Genomic DNA, 18,888 nt, shown 5'->3' with positions numbered 1-18,888 from the left:
CTTTCCGATCCCAGAATACTCCCTGAATTCGAAAAGGGTCAAACGGTTTTTAAGATCAGATATGCTCGTGATTGGAAAGATGATCAGAACAGTATTCGTGATCACCGCATTCCACACAATATCGAAAGTCCATTTGTCTGTTTTCGTTTTCAGTGATTCCACAAATTGTGCATCTGTGAATCGCGGAACTCCCTTCGTACTTGGTCATTCTAACTTGCTTTCGCATGTTTCCCCGCAGATCCAAAACGAAATCTCTTCCGTAGAACAAGAGCAGGTTAGAAAGCCCCAGGATCATTCCCAAGAAAGGTAAAAAGGAACCGAGTACACTAACGGAATAAATTCTAGAGATCAAAAGAATCGCCGCGGACAAAAGCCCAAGCCACTTGATGCGGATGGGAAATACCAGGAGTATATAAATTTGGTATTCCGGATATCGATAAGCGACAGCAAGAAACACGCTAGAATAAAATAGACTCTCGTCTATGGCTAACGGATAATAAACGGAAGCAATTGCACCTAACGTAGTTTGCAGGATTCCGACCAAAATATACAGATTGAACTTTGGAACTCCCAAGTCTTCCTCTAGCATCCTTCCTAAGAAAAAGAAGAAGTAGAGATATAAAATCAGACCAAGCCAAGGGTTGCCGAAAAAAGAAGAATCTACGCGAAAAATATAAAATAGTACGCTGAGCCAATCCCCCTTTCCGACCGTCATTGCATTGATTTGTGCAAAACCTGGTTCTCTCCAAAGGCTGTACGCGCTGATGACTCCGGTCAATACCACAAAATATCCGGCCAAATTCTCCACCGCATATTTGTTTACAAAATTATAAAATGCCCGTTTCAAAGATTGACATTCTCCTTTTCTTTATATGCTTCCGGAATGGCAGGGATATCGGTAACTCCGTAGTCAACTCCAGCCTGGAACAGTGCAGTAGAAATTTGACTTCTATGGTGGGTTTGGTGGTTGAAGAACTGAGTCACTGCAAGCCAACAAGGAAGAATCATCTCCTTGTTGTACATAACGCTCTGAAATCTAAGATCATTCGACAACCAATCTGCATCCAGATATTTGGACCAGGAAAGAATTTCCAGATCCAAGAGTCCCCTTTTTTCCTGCAGATCTCCCAGATTTGAAAAAATCGATTGTTTCGGATCCGAAAACCGAAGTGGTCTTTGAAAAAACCGATCCATCCAGACATAATCGATAAATAGTAAATGATTCCAAGTTCCGAAAATAGACTTAAAAAAGAGTCCTCGATCTCGTCTTAGCTCTTCTTCTTCCAATTTGGAACAATTTGCCAATAAGGATTCATTCTGCCAGCGGTTATAACTCGCCATTGCTTTGCAGTATTCCAAATCGATCATGGTTCAGGTCTCCTGTGTCTTAGGACCTGGTCAATCGTTTTCCTTTTCCCTAAGATTCGGAGGAAAATGCACATCCTGATACCGTCAAAAAAGTAAGAGATCATGGAATCTAGCTCTTTTCCAGGGTTTCCGGAATTTTCAGGCAGCTTGACACTCCGCCTAGCAATTCTAAACCAAGAAGAAAGAAGGAATCTACAGTGCCCCCGAAAACGAAAACAGTCGAGTCGGCCTTACCGGCAGTTCCAGCTCCCGCAAACGGATCCCTGGGCCCTATTCATCTCGGAAATCCTGATATTTTTTTCGATCGGGAACTCTCTTGGTTGGACTTCAACACTCGCGTCTTGGAAGAAGCGAGAGACCTGGAAAATCCACTCCTAGAGCGACTGAAATTTCTCTGCATTACTGAAAGCAATCTAGACGAGTTTTATATGGTCCGCGTCGCTGGACTTAGAAATATGCTCCAAGAAGGAAACGACGAAAAAAGTCTAAACGGCCAAAGAGCGTCAGAGATCCTCGGAGAGATTTCCAAGAAGGTGGGCGACTTTGTAGTAGAACAATACAGGATACTTTCTTTGACTCTAGACCAGCTCAAAGAAAACGGAATCCATCTGATTCAAAATCCAAAAGAATTAAATAAATCTGAAATAGAGTACATCCGCCAATACTACACAGAAGATGTTTCTCCGATTTTGACTCCTTTGGCGATTGACCCTGCTCACCCGTTTCCTCATATTCTAAATCGATCCTTGAATCTGGCCATCATTCTAAGCACGGATGATGAAAAGACTGGTATGAAAAAAGATCTCTTTGCGGTCGTGCAAGTTCCTTCGGTGCTTCCTCGATTTTTGCAATTACCTTCAGAAGGAAAACAGAGAAGATTCTTTCCTTTAGAAGAAATCATCAAACTGCATGTAGACGATCTTTTCTACGGAATGGCGGTAAAAGAAATTTATCCTTTCAGAATCATTCGAGATGCAGACATTTCTATCGATGAAGAAGCTTCAGTCAAAGACCTTCTGATCACCATGAAAAAGGAGATTCGAAATCGGATTTGGGGAGACGCTGTCAGAATGGATATTTACGAGGGAACTTCTCCTTTCGTAAAAAGCACTCTTAAGGATCTGTTGGAATTACAGGATCACGAAATATTTCCTGTTCCTTCTCTGCTGAATCTGAACGATACGATGTTCTTTTACGGACTGGAACATACTTCCAAGTTCAAATATCCTTTCTTTCAGCAAAAGCTCACTTTGAAGTATGATTCTCCGGAGAAGATCTTTGAAGCGATCAAAAAGAAAGACCGACTTTTGCATCACCCTTACCAATCTTTTGCTCCGATAGAGGACCTCCTACAAAATGCTAGCGAAGATCCGAAAGTTCTAGGAATCAAAATGACCTTATATAGAACAAGCGGGGATTCTCCGATCATCCAATATTTAGGTCAGGCAGCAGAAAACGGAAAGCAAGTGACAGTGCTCGTCGAACTCAAAGCAAGATTTGACGAAGAAAGAAACATCAAATGGGCCCAGAAACTGGAAGAACGCGGAGTTCACGTGGTGTACGGAGTCGTCGGACTAAAAATCCACTGCAAGATGCTGTTGATTGTGCGCAAAGAAGAGGAGCACCTCATGCGCTATGTTCACCTCGGAACTGGAAACTACAATTCTACGACTTCTAAGTACTACACTGACCTGAGCTTTTTTACGGTGAATAAGGAAATCGCCGAAGACGTATCAACAATCTTTAATACGATCACTAGCTACGCAAAAATGCCTAGGCTGCACAAACTGGCAGCTTCTCCACACAATCTAAAGTCAGTATTTTTAGGTCTGATCGAAAACGAAACTGAGAATGCAAAGGCTGGCAAACCTGCTAGAATTATTTTCAAGATGAACAGTTTAGTGGATCCGCATCTGATTCTCGCAATGTATAACGCGAGTCAGGCGGGTGTAAAAGTAGAATTGATCATCAGAGGAATCTGTTGTCTCAAACCAGGCCTGCCCGGAATTTCGGAAAATATCACCGTGCAATCCATCGTAGGCAGATTTTTGGAACATACCAGAATCTACTTCTTTGAATCCGGAGGCGAAGAAAGTATTTTCCTAGCTTCTGCGGATTGTATGCCTAGAAATTTTGAAAGAAGGATCGAAGTCCTGTTTCCCATTTTGGATGCCAAGAACAAAGACAGAATTAAGAAAATTTTAGACGTCCAGCTGAGGGATAATGTAAAGGCGAGATTTTTGCACCCGAACGGACAGTACATGAAGAAAGTCCGTACTCCGGACGACAAAGCAGTGGACTCTCAAATCGAAAGAATGAACTTTGCGGAATAACCTGAACGATGAGCAACTTGACGGAAGAAAAACGGACTCGCTTAAAATCAATACTCGGAGAAGAAAAAGTATTCTTTCGAGACGAAGATAAAATGGACTCGGCGACCTTCCTTTCCTACGGATTGGATCGTACAAAAACATATTCTCCTGATTTCGATATCCTGGCTTTTCCTAGAAACACCAAAGAAGTTTCGGAAATATTAAAATTTGCTTATGAAACTGATATGAAAGTAGTTCCTTCCGGAGGAAGAACCGGATACGCAGGAGGAGCCGTAGCAAAAGAGAGGGAGATTGTTGTATCCCTTTCCAAAATGGATCAAGTTCTGGACTTTGATCCTTTCTTTGCTTCCATCAAAGTCCAGGCAGGAATGATCACAAAGAACTTGCATAAGGAAGTAGAAGAACGCGGGTTTTATTTTCCAGTGGATTTTTCAGCAACTGGGTCTTCTCATATCGGAGGAAATATAGCAACCAATGCCGGCGGAGTTCGCGTAGTCCATTATGGTCTGATTCGCCAATGGGTTCTAGGTCTTACCGTGGTCACCGGAACCGGAGAAATTTTGGAATTCAACGGTGAAATTCTAAAGAACAATACAGGATACGATCTTAAACAACTGTTTATCGGCTCCGAAGGTACACTCGGCATTATCACCGAATGCACTCTGAAATTAACCAAAAAACCTTTGGACCACAGGGTTCTATTTACTGCGGTTCCGGATTATCCTTCTATATTAGAATTATTTAAAGAAACTCACAATGTTCGGGTCCCTCTACTTGCCTTCGAATTTCTGACCAGGTATTGCCTGGATAAGGTAATAGATCACTTGCACGTTCCTGATCCATTTTCGGAGTCTAGTCCTTATTATGTTTTAATGGAATTTGAAATTGGGGAAACTTCCGACGAGGAAAAACTCTTCGGATTCCTGGAAACGATCCTTGAGAAAGGATACGTAACCGATGGAAGCCTAGCGCAAAATTCCAGACAGGCCGAAACATTCTGGAAGTATCGCGAAGGAATTAGCGAATCTATTTCGTTGGATTATACGGTTCACAAAAACGATATCTCTCTTCCTCTTAGAAACATGAATCCGTTTTTGGAAGACCTGATGGCCTTATTGGGAAAAGAGTATCCTGATTTTGAAGTCGCGTTGTTCGGACATATCGGAGACGGAAATCTACACTTGAACATGATAAAGCCTTCCAATCTTGCAGATAAGGACTTCTTTGCTAAATGCAAGGAAGTGGATCCTCACATGTTTGCACTTTTGCAAAAGCACCACGGATCTATTAGTGCAGAACACGGAATCGGACTTTTGAAAAAAGAATTTTTGCATTTTTCTAGATCCAGCGCAGAAATAGAAATCATGCGAAAGATTAAACAGTCTCTAGATCCAAAAAACATATTAAATCCGGGTAAAATACTTCCTTGAGTCTTCGACTTGCTGCCATGCCGAAAGAATTTTTCAAAGGATTCACCGTACTGAGTTGGATCGTATTCGCCGCTTTGCAGTATAACGATCCGGATCCTTATCTTTGGATGCCTGCTTATCTCAGCGTTTCGTTTTTATATGCCTCTTCCTGGGTTTCGCTATTCCGATCGCCTGTATGGGAACGCAGGCTCAGAATATTTTCCTTATCTTTAGCAGCAGTTTTTTTGGCTTGGGGGATAACAACATTTTTGGTCAATCCGATCGCAGACTTTGATTCGGAAACATTCCGAGAAAGTCTAGGACTGACCTTAAGCTCGATTTGGTGCTTGATCTATCCCCTCCTAGCAAAAACGAAAAAGGGAAATTGAAGTGAAATCCTATTTGATCACCCGAATCGTATATTATCTTTTGAAACTCATTTATTTTTCCATTCGCTGGAAATTGGAAGATCCGCCACAAAAGACCGCAGAGTTTCTTAAGGCCCGCAAGGGCTTTCTTGTAGCGTTGTGGCATTACGAGATCTTTACGATGATCTATGTGATCGCATATTCCCTCCAAAAAAAGTTCAAACTGAAAATTGTACCGCTTGCCTCTCAATCCGAAGACGCGGAGATGTTGGTCAAAATATTAGATTCTTTTAAAATACATACAAAAAGAGGTTCGAGTAAACGAGGAGGAGCTGCAGGATTGAAAGCGCTGGTCAAGGAAGCCATGTCTGGCAGCGTTTCTTTGATTACACCGGATGGTCCAACGGGTCCAGCGCTCGAACTAAAATTAGGAGTCGTAACCTTAGGTTCCTTGACCGGGTATCCAATCATTTCCTATACCGCTCAGATAGATCGGTACTGGACTTTGAAAAGCTGGGACAGGGTCCGAATTCCAAAACCTTTCGCAAAAGTTACATTCAAATTTTCTGAACCGTTTTACGTGCCGAAGCTAAAGGGTGAGAAAGATACGGAAAAATGGAGAAAGAAACTGGAAACGTTTATGCTTTCCCATTCCGGTATATCTTTTCCAGAGGCAGAAGATTTAAGAGAAGAAGTCAGGTTGCACAAGGAAATGCGAATGCATCGAAATGCGTCAAAACTTGGATCTGTAGAAACTCCAGTGAACGATAAAAATTCTAGAAAGCAACAGATATAAAGTTTCTCCGTAGGATCTTTCATTAGGATCCGTGATTGCTTCAAAAGAACTAATCAGTTCTCTTAATATTTCTCTTTCACCAGGATCCGAAATCAAGTTCAGATCGATCGACTGAAGATCTTCGTCTTGCGGGAACATCAGACCGTTGGCTTCGAGCAAAGTTTCTAAAAGCTTTTCTCCTTCGATTACGATTGAATCCGAAGTTTTGTCCGGAGTTTCCGGTCCTTCGATCAGACTATAAATTCCGTCCGCGAGCTCTAAAATCAACTCACCAAGAACCATATCGTCTCCGGAATTAAAACTCTCGGAGATAAGATCATACCTTTCTTTTAACAGACTTCTTACTTTTAGAAACGATTCGGCTGCATAACGCATCTCAACTTCGTCCATCGCTTCTTCGAATCCCTGCAGCCAATCCGGCCCCGTCGGATTAAAATCTCCCCAATTCGCCCATAGTGATTCACTAGCGATAAATACCTGATCTGCAGTGGTTCCAATATGTTGATAGGTATTAACTACTTGCGCCAGTTTTCCGACTGCTTCAGACCAATCGGTTTCACGACGATTGGTCTCCATGTTCATAGACATATCCATATCATAACCTTATATAAACAAAGGGAAAAGCACGATTCCTAGGAACTTGTTCCAAACTTAACTTTTATACCTAAGGACGTATCCTTAGATACAACGATTGATTTACATGACTACAATCGAGCGTTAAATATTTTGCACGTAATTCGTTTATTAATACTGAAAATATTTTAAATGTTATTTAACCGAATCCAAACTCTGAGCAAAAAATTCTATGCTTCGCAAAACAACTTGTGCTGCAAAAATCAACAATTCTTAATTTAGAATCATTACAACCACTGATTCATAATCTCGGAGACTTCACTTGCCTTTTCCACATGAAGAGCGTGCTTTGCTCCTTTGATCCAGGATATCTTACTTTTCTTTAAATACGATGAAAGCTTTCGAATCATTTTCGGTTCCGTAATCGGATCGTCTTCTCCGGAAATAATGAGAGTTTTTAATTTGATGTCGGATAATCTTTTCCCTGGAAATATCTCTTTCTCTCTGTCTAGTGTATTAATTGTCAGATAATGGTGAGCTGTATTATTCCAGACTGATAGTAATGCCTTCTTGGCAAAGCCGCCCAAACTAGGAGCAGATTCATAATAAAGCGCTGCCAGTAATTTCTCGATCTCTTTGGAGGTTTGAGGAAACAAGAGAGCCCTCATCTCGTCTCGTCTTGGATGTGGAATTCCTCCAGGCGCTAACAGTACTAATTTTTGAATCCGTTCTTCCACTTCCTTATCTCTTAATGCAATATGCATTGCGATAAGTGCGCCCATCGAGTGCCCTCCCAGAACTACATCTTTTAAATCCAAAGACCGGATCAGTGAGTATACTAAATGGGCAAAAATATCCACTTGGTAGAGATAACGAACTGCGGGCAATTTGCTCCAACCGAATCCGGGAACATCCACGAGATACAAGTCATAATCCTTGCGAAGAGTCGGACATAGTTTCCGAAATCCGGAGGCCGAATCTAAAAGACCGGGAATCAAGAACAGAGTTTTACGTTTAGCTGCATTTGAGTTGGACGATCGTTTTAAATAGAAGATCTTATGGCCACCTAGATCGTGAAAAAACTTATGGAAGCCCAACTCCTTCTCCATAAATCTAATTTTCTGCCTTGTATACTTCCAGAGAAATAGTTGGTAGATCTGCTTCATATTTGCACATCTAACTAGAAGCTTGAGGCAGATCATCTAAGAATCGGAGAACGTACCAATTTTTGAAAGGACCTGCGCGTTTTGAATAAGTATCGACATATACAAGAGAGAAGAAAAAATCTCTCCGATTCATGCAGAATAAGGACCTCCTTCAAATTCTGGAGACTGCGTTTTTTCCTTCTCACGAAGGTATGCTCGCACTAGAACCTCATACTTATAGAATTCTAAAATCAAATCCCACAGCTCGACAAATTTTGGGATATTCTAAGGAAGAACTGGAGAATCTATCGCTCCACCATCTACTTTCCAGACCGGAGAGAATTCTTGATATATCTCCTGGTCCGGAGGAACTCGGCATTTCCCTCCTATGGAATCTGAGAAGAAAAGACGGCACAAAGCTGCTCGCAGAATTTGCGATCAACACCTTAGGTGGAGTCCAAAACTCGCCTTTAATCTTTCATATCTACCGCAGGTCAGAACTGCGCGAAGCGGAACTAAGACTCTACTATCTTCAAAGTATACTAAGAACACTTCGCTTATTAAAATTGAATCTGAGATCGATCCGAATGAATTCAGAATCGACCCTGTTTCAAAAAATCTGCGATACTCTTAAGGAAAATCCTCACTATAGTCTGGTCTGGTGCTTTTACGTGAGAAAAGACGGATCCGAAAAAGTACTGACTCAATCTGATCTGAGCACCAAGTGGAGAGAAAAAATCGAAGCTGCCTGGAACGACAAATCTATCGCTTGCCCTCTCAGAAGCCTGATTTCCGAGAAGGAGCAGTTTGTTATACACGAATTCGGGAGCGGCAATTTTCCGAGATGGGAAGAGGAACTTGGAGATCACGATTTTAGACGTTCTTTAAGTTTGATCGTAAAGGAAGAGGGAAAAATCGTCGGGGGCGTAGAAATCCTTTCTAAAGAAAACATGTCCTTTGATTCCGGAGAGAATTATCTATATTACGAAATTCTTGAGGACTTATTGTCTTCTCTTCAAAATCTCCGAATCGAGAGACAAAAAAGAGAGACCGCAAAATTGCTCCAGTTCCAGAGTGCTCTACTCAATTCTCTAGAGGTGCCTCTACTTTCCACGGATGACGAAGGATTCATTACTTACGCGAACAAAAATATCGCCGGACTATTGCACATGAACCGAGAGGAAATCACCGGTTCCCAAGTGAGAGATCTTTTAGATCTAGATCCAGAAGCAATGGATAAAATTCTTTTAGGATCTAGAGCCGAAATCAAACTTTCTTTTTCCGGAGCAAAGCAAGTTCCTTTTTTATTGGCTTCTTCTTCGTTAAAGGATGATTATGGAAATAGAATCGGCACTATATTACTTCTCTTGGATATTACCGAACAAAAAAAGAACGAAGAACTGATTCGGGCCTCAGAGCTTAAATTGCGAAATCTCTTCGCATCAATGAATAACGGAATCGTAATACTTGCTCCGGACGGAAAAGTGCTCGAAGTAGCTCCCATTCTAAAATTTTACTTATTTCAATTCTTAAATGTGGAACCGGGAGATCCTTTTCCCGAACTATTTCCGGAAGACACGAAAAAAGGGATCCTCGAGAAATTGGGAGAATGCGTGAGAACCCAAAGAGCAACGTATTTAGATTTCTCTATGGCGCTGTTAGGAGACGAAGATAGTTTTTTCTCTGTAAAATTTCTACCACTTAAGAAATACCAAGAACACCATATTGCTGCAATGCTCGTCTTTTCCGATGTGACGCAAACCAAGCTCTTGGATCGTCAATTATACGAGACTGCAAAATTCTTATCGATCGGAGAAATTGCTGCCGGAATTGCTCATGAAGTGAACAATCCGCTTCAATCTAGCTTGCTTTATTTGGAAGATCTTTTGGATCACGAAGACCCTGATCCAGCAGAACGAAAGAAAGTATACAAGCGAATCGAAGGCGCGGCAATTCGAATCAGAGATCTGATCAAGGGTTTGCTAGATCTAGGAAGAAGCACTCCTCAAAAGAAAGAATTAGTTTCTCCCTATTTTATTCTACTAAGGGCTTGCGAATTGATAGAGGTCAGTTGCAGAAAACAAGGCATCGAATTAAAAAGGACGACTAGTCCCGAACTTCCTCAAATCTATGTTGCTTGGCAGGAAATAGAACAGGTGCTGATTAACTGTCTAGTAAATGCCGTAAATGCGATTTCAGAGATGGAACATAAACCTGCATTCCCTTTTATTCAAGTCTCGGTAAGAAAGGAATTGTATTTGAATGGAGAAACTGTCAGCTTTACCATCCAGGATAATGGTCCAGGCATGAACTCCGAAGTCGCAGAAAAAGCATTTCTTCCGCTTTTTACTACAAGAAGGGGAAGACAAGGAACAGGTTTGGGGCTTACCATCTCTCAAAGGATCGTTGCAAATCATGGTGGGACGATTCAACTGGAGACAAATCCCGGTTACGGAACCAAGATCACAATCCGCATTCCCGTAGGAAAAGTACTCGTACAATAAAATTGGAAATTATGGCTGCCGATCAACCGAGTGTTCTTGTAATAGATGACGAAGCAGAAATACGAACTGCTCTCGAACGCGTAATCTCAAGAGAAGGCTATTCCGTATTCGTAGCGGAAGATTTCGATTCAGCGATGAGAATCGTTCACGAAAATTCAGTAGATATCGTGATTTCAGATATTCTAATGGGTGGCAAAGACGGAATCGAAGTCACAAAAGAAATTAAGAAATACAACTCAAACATTCCAGTGATTCTTATCACCGGTAACCCGCAATTAGAAACTGCGGAAGAAGCTTTAAGAACAAGAGCTTTCGATTATATTTCCAAGCCAGTCACTCGACAAAACCTGCTCGTCGTTTTGGAAAATGCTAGAAAAGAAAAAGAAGATAAAGACCGCAAATCCAGAAGGATCATGCAGACTGTAAGAGAGAAAACTCATCTCGCTCAGCAGTTTAAAGATTTAAATTTTAGAAATTCATTAATCCTGGAGTCAACTGGAGATTGCGTTATCACCTTGGACGAATCTCTGATCATACGCTGGGTCAATGAATCCACCTGCAGACATTTTCACTACAGGGAGAACGAGATCATCGGACAAGATGTTTCCATTCTAATACCTGAGCCAAAGAGAGAAGCTTATACTGAGAAAGTAAATTCTCTGATCGCCAGAAAGCATGACCGCCAGATCGCGAGATTACATAACGCGGAACTCATGAATAAAAAAGGAGAGGTCCGCACTTTCGATATATCAGTTTGTCGTTATATGATCGGAGGAAGGGCCTACTACACTGGAATTGCAAGAGACATTACTCAAAAGCTTTTGATTTCAGAAAAATTGATTGATGCAGAAAGAAGAGCCTTCCTTACAACGATCGCCTCGAGTATCGGTCACGAAATCAATAATGCCTTAACTGCAATCCAAGGATTCATCGAAGTAGCAAGATTACCCGATTCAGATGAAGCCCTGAAGGATAAAGCTATTCAAGTGACCTGGAACCAGATCACTAAACTGAAAAATCTTACTTTCAACCTACTTCAGCTAGGAAAACCGGGAGATATCGGAAAAGATAGGGAAGTACTAGACCTAAACGAAGTAATCGAGTCAGTAATAGAAGTTTTTAGAAAAGCATCTAGATTAAAAAACTGTGAAATAACCTTCGAAAAACCCAGGGAAAAGGTTCAGGTTTATTCAAATTCAGATCAACTCAGTCTGCTACTATCAAATATCGTTCTAAACTCCGCGGACGCTACCCAGAACAAAGGAAATATTCAGATTTCCTTAACCGAAAGGAACCATCACCCCGTACTCAAAATCAAAGATAACGGTGTCGGAATGAGTCCAGAGGTTCAGAAAAAAATCTTTCAGCCTTATTTTACTACGAAAAAAACCGGGCAGGGAACCGGACTCGGGATGTTTGTCGCCAAGGAAATTGCCGATCTATTCGGAATCCGAATCGAAATCGACTCAGAGTTGGACAAGGGAACTGAATTCCGCTTGGTCTTTCCGGATAAGCTGCCGAACTAGTCTCGGCGATGTCTTTTTCACTAGGAGAAATAGAACAAAAATTTGTCACTCTGGACGGCGAAGTTCCGAACAGAATTGAAGCGCTTACTCCAGAAGCATCCGCTAGGCGTTACTTCAGAATTTATTATCCAAAACGGAAACTTATCTTAAGCAAGGATGTGCAGTACCAGCACGACTATGTGGAAGTCTCCAAGTTTCTCCAAAAAAACCACATATCTGTACCGCAAATCATTAAGACAGACGAATCGAATCACTTAATGCTACTTTCCGATGCCGGAGAAAAAGACCTAACTTCTGTCTCCGACGATTCGCAATATCGTGATTATCTAATGGACTTGATACAGACAATCGCTCGCATGCAGGAGCTCCAACCAGAGGAGCCAGTAATAAATAGATTGTTCGATTACGAAAAGTTAAATTATGAAAATCAGTTTACTCTTTCTGCGTTCGATCGGTTCTCCAAGAGATTTAATATAGAAATCGTCCTCAGGCCCGAAGTAAAAATATTTATGGAAGAAGCCTCGGCGTATCTGGGACAATATCCGGTCAAAGTCTTTTGCCATCGAGACTACCATTCTAGAAATATACTTTTATCCGATGAGGGAAAACTTACTTTGATCGATTTTCAGGACGCAAGAATGGGAACTCCTTTTTACGATCTGGCTAGCCTTCTCTACGACGCGTACCGTCCTATACCATTTTCGATGCGCCAAGGATTGTATTTGCATTTCCAACGATTCCTTGACCCTAACCTTCCCAAAGCAAAAGAGTGCTTTTATTTGCAATGCTTACAAAGGTCTTACAAAGCGTTAGGTTCCTACTTTATGCTGGTTACTGATAAAGGTTTTGATAAGTATAGAATCAGCCTTTTAAATTGCCTGGAAAATTTGCTCGAAATCGTTCAGGTAGGATTATTTCCTGACCATCTTTTCGTATTCTTTCATTTGCTTCGAAAGGAGTTAATGAATGACAAAGACTTTATGAGTTTGGTAGAGAGCTGAAACAGTTTTGAAAAAGAAAGTGTTCTTACCTTGCGCCGGATTTGGAACCAGAATGCGCGAACTCACTAATGACACCCCCAAGCCTTTACTTTTAGTACATCATGTTCCTTTAATATACTATTCTCTGTTTCTAGCTAACAAGTGGGGAATGACAGAAGCGACCGTCAACGTTCATCATTTGAAAGAAAAATTCTCTGGAGAGTTTGAAAAGTTCTCTCTCTTTCCGATTCATGTTTCTGAGGAAATTCCGGAGATATTAGGAACCGCTGGCGGACTCAGGACTGCAATCGAAAGATTCGGCTCTCTGAACGATGAATATTTGATCATCAATCCGGATTTTATCTTATTGCCTGAGAAGGATTTCAATCCTTGGCCTAGCGACGAAGAAAGAGAAAAATTCGACTGCATTTTGTATCTCGGCCTTTTATCGAATAAAGACAATTACACTGGGCTCTCGCTTTCGGATGGAAAAGTCAATTTTTTGCAAACAGGGAAATATTTCTATCTGGGTCTTGCTTGGATCAGAGCCTCGATCCTTTCCGACTTAGAGGTGAACCGAAGCTACGATCTGGCCGACATATTCCGCGAACTGTCCGCCAAATCTAAGTTAGGTGGAAAGGTTTTCCCCGGTGAATTCATAGATCTCGGAGAAAAGGAACCTTATTTGCTTCACAAGGATACTGATTTTGGAATCCAGTACGGACCAGAGTGGACCGCCTATCTAGATATAACTGGAAAGACACCAGGCGCAAATTCCTAGGTCTCTAGATAAATGCTCTGCGTGTTTTAAGTTCACATCTTCCGGAACTTTCGGGAAAAATATTCTATCGTCTACTACTCTGCCGCAATAGTTGCATTTGGAAGTCTTCCAAGATGGTTCCGTTTCCTTCTCGTGAAAATCGGGAAAAGGTCGAATGTCCTCGTCGTGCAGTAGTTTTTCGCGAATCGACTCGAATCCCTCATCGAACGGAAGTTCGACTCTGAAAACATGCTCGCCTCCAGAAGTTTCAAATCGAATTAAGCTAGGGTGAATTCCAATATCACGAAATTGTAAAAAGGCAAGTGCAATGCCTAACTCTTTTCCCTCTTCGTCAAAAGGATAGTCTTCAAAATATTCGGACACATCCAGGTAACTCTTTGCTCTGGACAAATACTCGGTTAAATCCTCCTCGGATTCGTCGGGAATTATTGCATTATTTGCAATTTCAATAGAGATAGAACCAGGACCGTGAAATATCGTAGTTCTCAAGAAAAAACCTTTTTCTTTTAATTCAGCTCTAAATTTATTCGGGGAAGAAAAATCCCATTGAGAAATGAACTGATCTTCCTTTCCGGATAGGTCGCTTCCATCAGCCGCGTCCCAACCGTTTTGCAGGAAAAAGAAGTTCCTACAATTCTCCCTATGGGAGCGATCCATTAATGCGAATAACAAAGATAATGCGGGAGGAAGAAGGTCCGTCTTTTTGTAATAATCAAGACAGAATCTGAGGTAGTTTTCCAAGTTGGATTGATAGCAGGAAGTAAGCACAACTCCGTGGAGTATGATTCGCTTTCCTGCATCCATTGCTTGGATGAGTTGGTTCCATTTTCCGAATTCGAGATTCATCCGCTTGATGGGGAAGAATCCCTTTTTAATGATCGGACGTTGGAACTCCTATGTCCGCTTTTTTTCCTAAGAGTTAATTCTTTTTCTTGCGGAGCTCGATCACCTTCTGCAATTCCTTGCGAAAAGAATAATCCAACCTACCCATCAATAGCCGCAGACCCTGCAAAATCGTGTCCGGCCTCGGGGGATCTCCTGGAATATAAAGGTCAGGCTCCCTAGGGACAATTCCCCGCTCAAAAGAACCTCCCGAGATCGCTTCGGTACCACAAGCGACTAAAGCCTTCGGATCCGGCATAGTGTCCCAGGCTTTTGCGAGCGGACCCCTCATTCCGTCACTCACTGGACCGGAATACAGCAACACATCCGCGTGCTTCGGTGATGCCACAGAGCGGACTCCCTCAGATTCAGAATCGAATACGTTGTTAAAGCTCGCATTCAACTCCGCCTCTACCGTGTTATTGCCGCAAGCAGCTACTTCACGATAATTTAATCCTTTTCTGTGAGTTAATTTTTTGAATTCTTCTCTTCGTTCTAATCTTTCCTGCTTCGTTTCTTGTACTTCGAAAGGATTCGTACGCAGCGGCTTGCTCGGATTTTCCTGTATTACACCGTTTTCATATTCCACTACAAGCTCTTCTCTATCTAACGTAAAAGCGTAAATCAATCCAGAATTCTCTAATATAGCATTCGGGCAAATCTCCACACAGAGCCCGCATTGCAAACAAGCTCCGTAGTCGAAAACGAGTTTGGACTTCGATTGGGAACCGTTGAGAGCTATCGCTTTTGTAGGGCAATAACTAACGCACTCACTGCAACCTTCACAAGATCCGTTTTTTACCGGAACCGGAACGCCTCTCGCCTTTCCGTGAACAGGTGTCGGCTTTTTGTAGTTTAAAGTAGCCGGCTTTTTGAAAAAGTTTACGATTTCATAAATTGCCATTAAAGATCCACCCCAACATAGCTCAAATTGAAGGATTTGTTGTTCAGAGGAAAGTCACCGACAAGCTCACCTCGAATCGCGATTTCTAGTGCGTGCCAGTTCAGAACGCTCGGGTCGCGTATATACGCTTCCTTTATTGTTCCGTTTTGATTGAGCAAGAGCGCGACCAAATTCGAACCTCTCCATCCCTCTACACCCGCGTAAAAAGGTCCTGATCCTTTTACCTCTGGCTTTTCTTTTAATACCCTAAAAGCACCTTTGCCGGACGCATCCAAATTCAATGTTTCGATTACCTGTAGCAGCCAATGAGAACTTGCCTGAAATTCCAGGAACCGAAGATAGAACCGAGACCATGCGTCTCCGTGAAACGAAGCAGGATCATGATCCAATTGTAAAGGTTCCTTTGCGTGCGAATAAAGAGGCTGGCCGTATCTTAGATCCAGTTTCATTCCTGTCGCACGACATGCCATACCGATGACACCGTTTGTATATGCTTGCGTAGTTCTTAATATTCCGCAGTTCTGCAACCTTTCTCTGATCGTGGAATCCCTGGCGGCTTTACCGAAGTGAATTTCAATCTTTCGTAATAGAGCGACCAACTTTTTCTTGATGTCTTTTAGATCCGAGGCTACCAACTTAGGATTTGCCCTGACTTCTCCTGGATAAAGCGCACCCTTGCCCATGCGATTTCCTACCAGTGTCTCCATGAAACCTAGAGGAACTCCCCTATCTGTTGAACAAACTCCGAGTAATGGATAATAGCCAATGTCCCCAGCGATAGCTCCCATATCACCGATGTGAACCGCAATCCTTTCTACCTCGAGCAGGACCATCCTCCAGAGCTCCACATCCGGAGAAACCTTCCATTGGAATGCCGACTCGAAAGCTTTGGAGAAGGCATAGGAGTACGCGACTGTTGAATCACCTGAGATGGTTTCCGCAATCGCCATGGCTCTTATCGGATCGCATCCAACAAGTTTAGATAATATTCCTCGTTTTTGAAAACCGAGTCGGATCTCCAAGTTTTGGATCTGTTCTCCATTGACTACGAACCTAAAATGTCCAGGCTCAATCACTCCGGCATGAATCGGTCCGACCGCGTGGCTGTAACATCCCTCCAAAATCGGAATCTTAAGCCCGGAATATTTCAATCCTCTCAAAGTTCCTTGTTTATAAAGTCTAGATACATAAGCTTCTCTTTTCAGAGACAAGTATTCTCTTGCATCCCGGTCAGTATAATCTTCGGGTAGCTCAGAAGTACCCAAAGAGTGTCTCAATAACCAAAGAGGATACTTTCGATCCATCAGCATATTTAGCAGATCCGAAACACCTTTCTTTTGGGTCTCCATAAAGAGATTGCTCTGGGAGATCTTAAATACGTAATAATCTGTGCCCTGAGCAGGATAAAATAATCCTGTAGCAATCTTACTTTTTCGATCAGCCATGAATCCAACCTCCTTGCGTCAATCCCCAGAATCCTAGGAAACCTAGGGCAATCAGTATGAACAAAAGCACAGTCGTGATAACGAATCGAATATTCACGTTATTGCGAATATCTTTATAGACTTTTCTATGAGGTAAATTTAATAAAGGAAGCAACCTACCGAATATGACCGCAAAGAAAATCAGACCTAGTCCCGGAACCACTAAAGGCCAGAAGTATCCGTTATCCAACCCAAGCTTTACTAATAAAAGGTCCGTAAAGAAGACCGGCGAGATGGGCAAAGTGAATGCCGCGCATACCGCAGCAAGCATGAGAAATGTCGTAAACCTATGAATCCCTCTCCCTCCCAGTATTTGGTCCAAAAATCTGTGCCCACCGTCCATCCTCAAAATACCCAATGACGAAAATAAGAACCCTTTTAGGGCAAGATTGACTGCTTGCAGAAAAAAGAATATTTCATTAGAAGGACGAAACCATAAGAAGACCGCGATCGCACCGCTATGAAAAAGGGCTACCTTTGCGGTCATCCTTCGAACATCTTGCAATTGATAAACGGTCCAAATGCTATACAAAATCGTAATAATCCCCGAAATCAAAAATACGTTAGACGGTTTTATGAATTTCGGAGAAAGCATTGCATCCATCTCCAAGAGAGGACGTAGAGCAAAACTTACCGCAACCGGAATAAATGCTGCGATCAAACCAGAAATTTGGCTGGAACTTTCGGCATATGTATCTCCAACCCAAAACAGATTCGGAAACAAACCTAATTTCGCGGAATAGCCAAAGATCGCGAGCCAGAGTCCGATTTGCACTATAAAGTTATCATGCGCACCGATAGTAGCCAATAGTACAGTCGAATCCATGGATATTGCATTTTGATTTCCAAAAGAAATGAGGATCAATCCAATGAAGGCAATACCCAATCCGTAAGAGTTCAAAAGCAGGAATTTCCAAGCGGCTTCGACGGACTTGCTAGATCCATTGGATGCGACTAGCAAGGCGCCAAATAAGGTGCTCGTTTCTATCAAGACCCACTGAAAAGTCAGATCAGTAACTCTTAACGAAAACAGCAATACTGCGCAAAACATCAGCATTACTAAGGTCCATACGATGCTGTTTTCCTGATTTTTGGTATGAGCAATAAGAAAACTCAGGGACAGTAACCCACCTACAGCTAACGCAACGTAGATTAGAATTTCATAAGTCATCTACAATTTCTCCATCTTGAACAGGGGGTACCAATTGAGCGTGTTTCCGCGGATCCGTCCTAATTCGAATAGCGGCGGCAGAAACGATTACGAGTAATGCGTCGACGAAGGCTCCCAACTCGACTCCGAAAGGAAGACCGCCGTGCAACAGTAGTGTCAGCAAGAAGGTTCCATTCTCGAAAATTACAAATCCTGCAACTAGTGCAATCCAATGAGTTCTGACTATGAAAGTAAGAATTCCCACATAGATCAGAAGAAGTACATAAACTACGTCGATACGATGGATTCCCTCGGGGAGTTTTTCAAGGCCCTCTGTAATTCCAACGGCGAATAGAATGCCTGTGATCAAAAAGAACAAAGTTGCGGTAGAGCCAACCCTCGGGTGAGTTCCTTCTCTAACGCGCATTCTATTAGAAACCCAATACAAAACGATCGGGGACAAGAGAATCTTAAAAATTAGGATTAGTCCGATTAATATCCAAGTATGGTATTCCGTGATTTTGTGAACTTGCAAAACAGAAATGGCAAGAAGCATCCCTTGCAGAGTTAAAATCTGCAGCACTCGCTTCAACCTGTTCTCGATGAGAATGACCACACCGGTCAAGAGCAGAAGCAAATAGACTATGTCAAAAAGCATATCAGCACGATTCATAATCATTCGCTC

The 18,888-nt window shown here is 42.1% G+C and carries 17 protein-coding genes; 8 read left to right on the top strand and 9 right to left on the bottom strand.

Annotated elements, in window-relative coordinates; translation table 11 throughout:
- Positions 1-55: 55 nt before the first annotated feature.
- Together CH373_RS03300 and CH373_RS03295 are read right to left on the bottom strand one after the other, a co-directional pair.
- Positions 56-847, bottom strand: coding sequence for a rhomboid family protein (locus tag CH373_RS03300; protein WP_100712510.1), 792 nt, complete (start codon positions 845-847; stop codon positions 56-58).
- The gene (locus CH373_RS03295; RefSeq protein WP_100712509.1) at positions 844-1,368 is read right to left on the bottom strand and encodes a DinB family protein; all 525 of its coding nucleotides are present in this window, start codon (positions 1,366-1,368) and stop codon (positions 844-846) included. The genes CH373_RS03300 and CH373_RS03295 overlap by 4 nt, the downstream gene beginning before the upstream one ends.
- Before the next feature lie 197 nt (positions 1,369-1,565).
- Here CH373_RS03295 and ppk1 point away from each other — a divergent pair, with 197 nt between their 5' ends.
- Genes ppk1 through CH373_RS03275 form a run of 4 tightly spaced genes read left to right on the top strand, consistent with a single transcriptional unit; the run spans position 1,566 to position 6,274 of the window.
- Positions 1,566-3,701: a polyphosphate kinase 1 gene (gene ppk1, locus CH373_RS03290; RefSeq protein WP_100712508.1), complete on the top strand. Its 2,136-nt coding sequence runs from the start codon at positions 1,566-1,568 to the stop codon at positions 3,699-3,701.
- 8 nt (positions 3,702-3,709) lie between these two features.
- Entirely contained in the window at positions 3,710-5,131 is a 1,422-nt protein-coding gene (locus CH373_RS03285) for an FAD-binding oxidoreductase (protein ID WP_100712507.1), read from the top strand.
- On the top strand, positions 5,128-5,499 hold the full coding sequence (locus CH373_RS03280) for a transmembrane 220 family protein (protein WP_243393227.1): 372 nt from the start codon (positions 5,128-5,130) through the stop codon (positions 5,497-5,499). The genes CH373_RS03285 and CH373_RS03280 overlap by 4 nt, the downstream gene beginning before the upstream one ends.
- A gap of 1 nt (position 5,500) precedes the next feature.
- Positions 5,501-6,274 carry a lysophospholipid acyltransferase family protein gene (locus CH373_RS03275; protein ID WP_207761424.1) on the top strand — a complete coding sequence of 258 codons (774 nt, stop codon included), beginning with the start codon at positions 5,501-5,503 and terminating at the stop codon, positions 6,272-6,274.
- Here the strand turns inward: CH373_RS03275 and CH373_RS03270 are convergent.
- Entirely contained in the window at positions 6,212-6,856 is a 645-nt protein-coding gene (locus CH373_RS03270) for a hypothetical protein (RefSeq protein WP_243393226.1), read from the bottom strand. The genes CH373_RS03275 and CH373_RS03270 overlap by 63 nt on opposite strands.
- A 278-nt stretch (positions 6,857-7,134) precedes the next feature.
- On the bottom strand, positions 7,135-8,013 hold the full coding sequence (locus CH373_RS03265; protein ID WP_100712504.1) for an alpha/beta fold hydrolase: 879 nt from the start codon (positions 8,011-8,013) through the stop codon (positions 7,135-7,137).
- A gap of 131 nt (positions 8,014-8,144) precedes the next feature.
- Between CH373_RS03265 and CH373_RS03260 the strand changes: the two genes are divergently transcribed.
- Genes CH373_RS03260 through CH373_RS03245 form a run of 4 tightly spaced genes read left to right on the top strand, consistent with a single transcriptional unit; the run spans position 8,145 to position 13,783 of the window.
- On the top strand, positions 8,145-10,496 hold the full coding sequence (locus tag CH373_RS03260; RefSeq protein ID WP_100712503.1) for an ATP-binding protein: 2,352 nt from the start codon (positions 8,145-8,147) through the stop codon (positions 10,494-10,496).
- Positions 10,497-10,507: 11 nt separating this feature from the next.
- Positions 10,508-12,022: a hybrid sensor histidine kinase/response regulator gene (locus CH373_RS03255; protein WP_100712598.1), complete on the top strand. Its 1,515-nt coding sequence runs from the start codon at positions 10,508-10,510 to the stop codon at positions 12,020-12,022.
- 8 nt (positions 12,023-12,030) lie between these two features.
- Entirely contained in the window at positions 12,031-13,023 is a 993-nt protein-coding gene (locus tag CH373_RS03250; protein WP_100712502.1) for an aminoglycoside phosphotransferase family protein, read from the top strand.
- 7 nt (positions 13,024-13,030) lie between these two features.
- Positions 13,031-13,783: a sugar phosphate nucleotidyltransferase gene (locus CH373_RS03245; protein WP_125169875.1), complete on the top strand. Its 753-nt coding sequence runs from the start codon at positions 13,031-13,033 to the stop codon at positions 13,781-13,783.
- Here the strand turns inward: CH373_RS03245 and CH373_RS03240 are convergent.
- The 5 genes from CH373_RS03240 to CH373_RS03220 all read right to left on the bottom strand — a co-directional run bounded on the left by CH373_RS03240 (position 13,745) and on the right by CH373_RS03220 (position 18,876).
- Complete coding sequence (locus tag CH373_RS03240) at positions 13,745-14,629, bottom strand: hypothetical protein (RefSeq protein ID WP_100712501.1); 885 nt, start codon at positions 14,627-14,629, stop codon at positions 13,745-13,747. The genes CH373_RS03245 and CH373_RS03240 overlap by 39 nt on opposite strands.
- A gap of 73 nt (positions 14,630-14,702) precedes the next feature.
- Positions 14,703-15,569 (bottom strand): NADH-quinone oxidoreductase subunit B family protein, encoded by an 867-nt coding sequence (locus CH373_RS03235; RefSeq protein ID WP_100712500.1) that lies wholly within the window; start codon positions 15,567-15,569, stop codon positions 14,703-14,705.
- Entirely contained in the window at positions 15,569-17,014 is a 1,446-nt protein-coding gene (locus CH373_RS03230) for a hydrogenase large subunit (RefSeq protein WP_100712499.1), read from the bottom strand. Before CH373_RS03230 ends, CH373_RS03235 begins: the two co-directional genes overlap by 1 nt.
- A complete protein-coding gene (locus tag CH373_RS03225; protein ID WP_100712498.1) occupies positions 17,007-18,224 on the bottom strand; it encodes a formate hydrogenase in 1,218 nt (405 codons plus the stop codon). Before CH373_RS03225 ends, CH373_RS03230 begins: the two co-directional genes overlap by 8 nt.
- Positions 18,214-18,876, bottom strand: coding sequence for a formate hydrogenase (locus CH373_RS03220; protein ID WP_207761423.1), 663 nt, complete (start codon positions 18,874-18,876; stop codon positions 18,214-18,216). The genes CH373_RS03225 and CH373_RS03220 overlap by 11 nt, the downstream gene beginning before the upstream one ends.
- Positions 18,877-18,888 lie beyond the last annotated feature (12 nt).

The sequence above is a fragment of the Leptospira perolatii genome, assembly GCF_002811875.1.
Lineage (GTDB): Bacteria > Spirochaetota > Leptospiria > Leptospirales > Leptospiraceae > Leptospira_B > Leptospira_B perolatii.
This window is presented reverse-complemented; position numbering and strand designations above follow the sequence as displayed.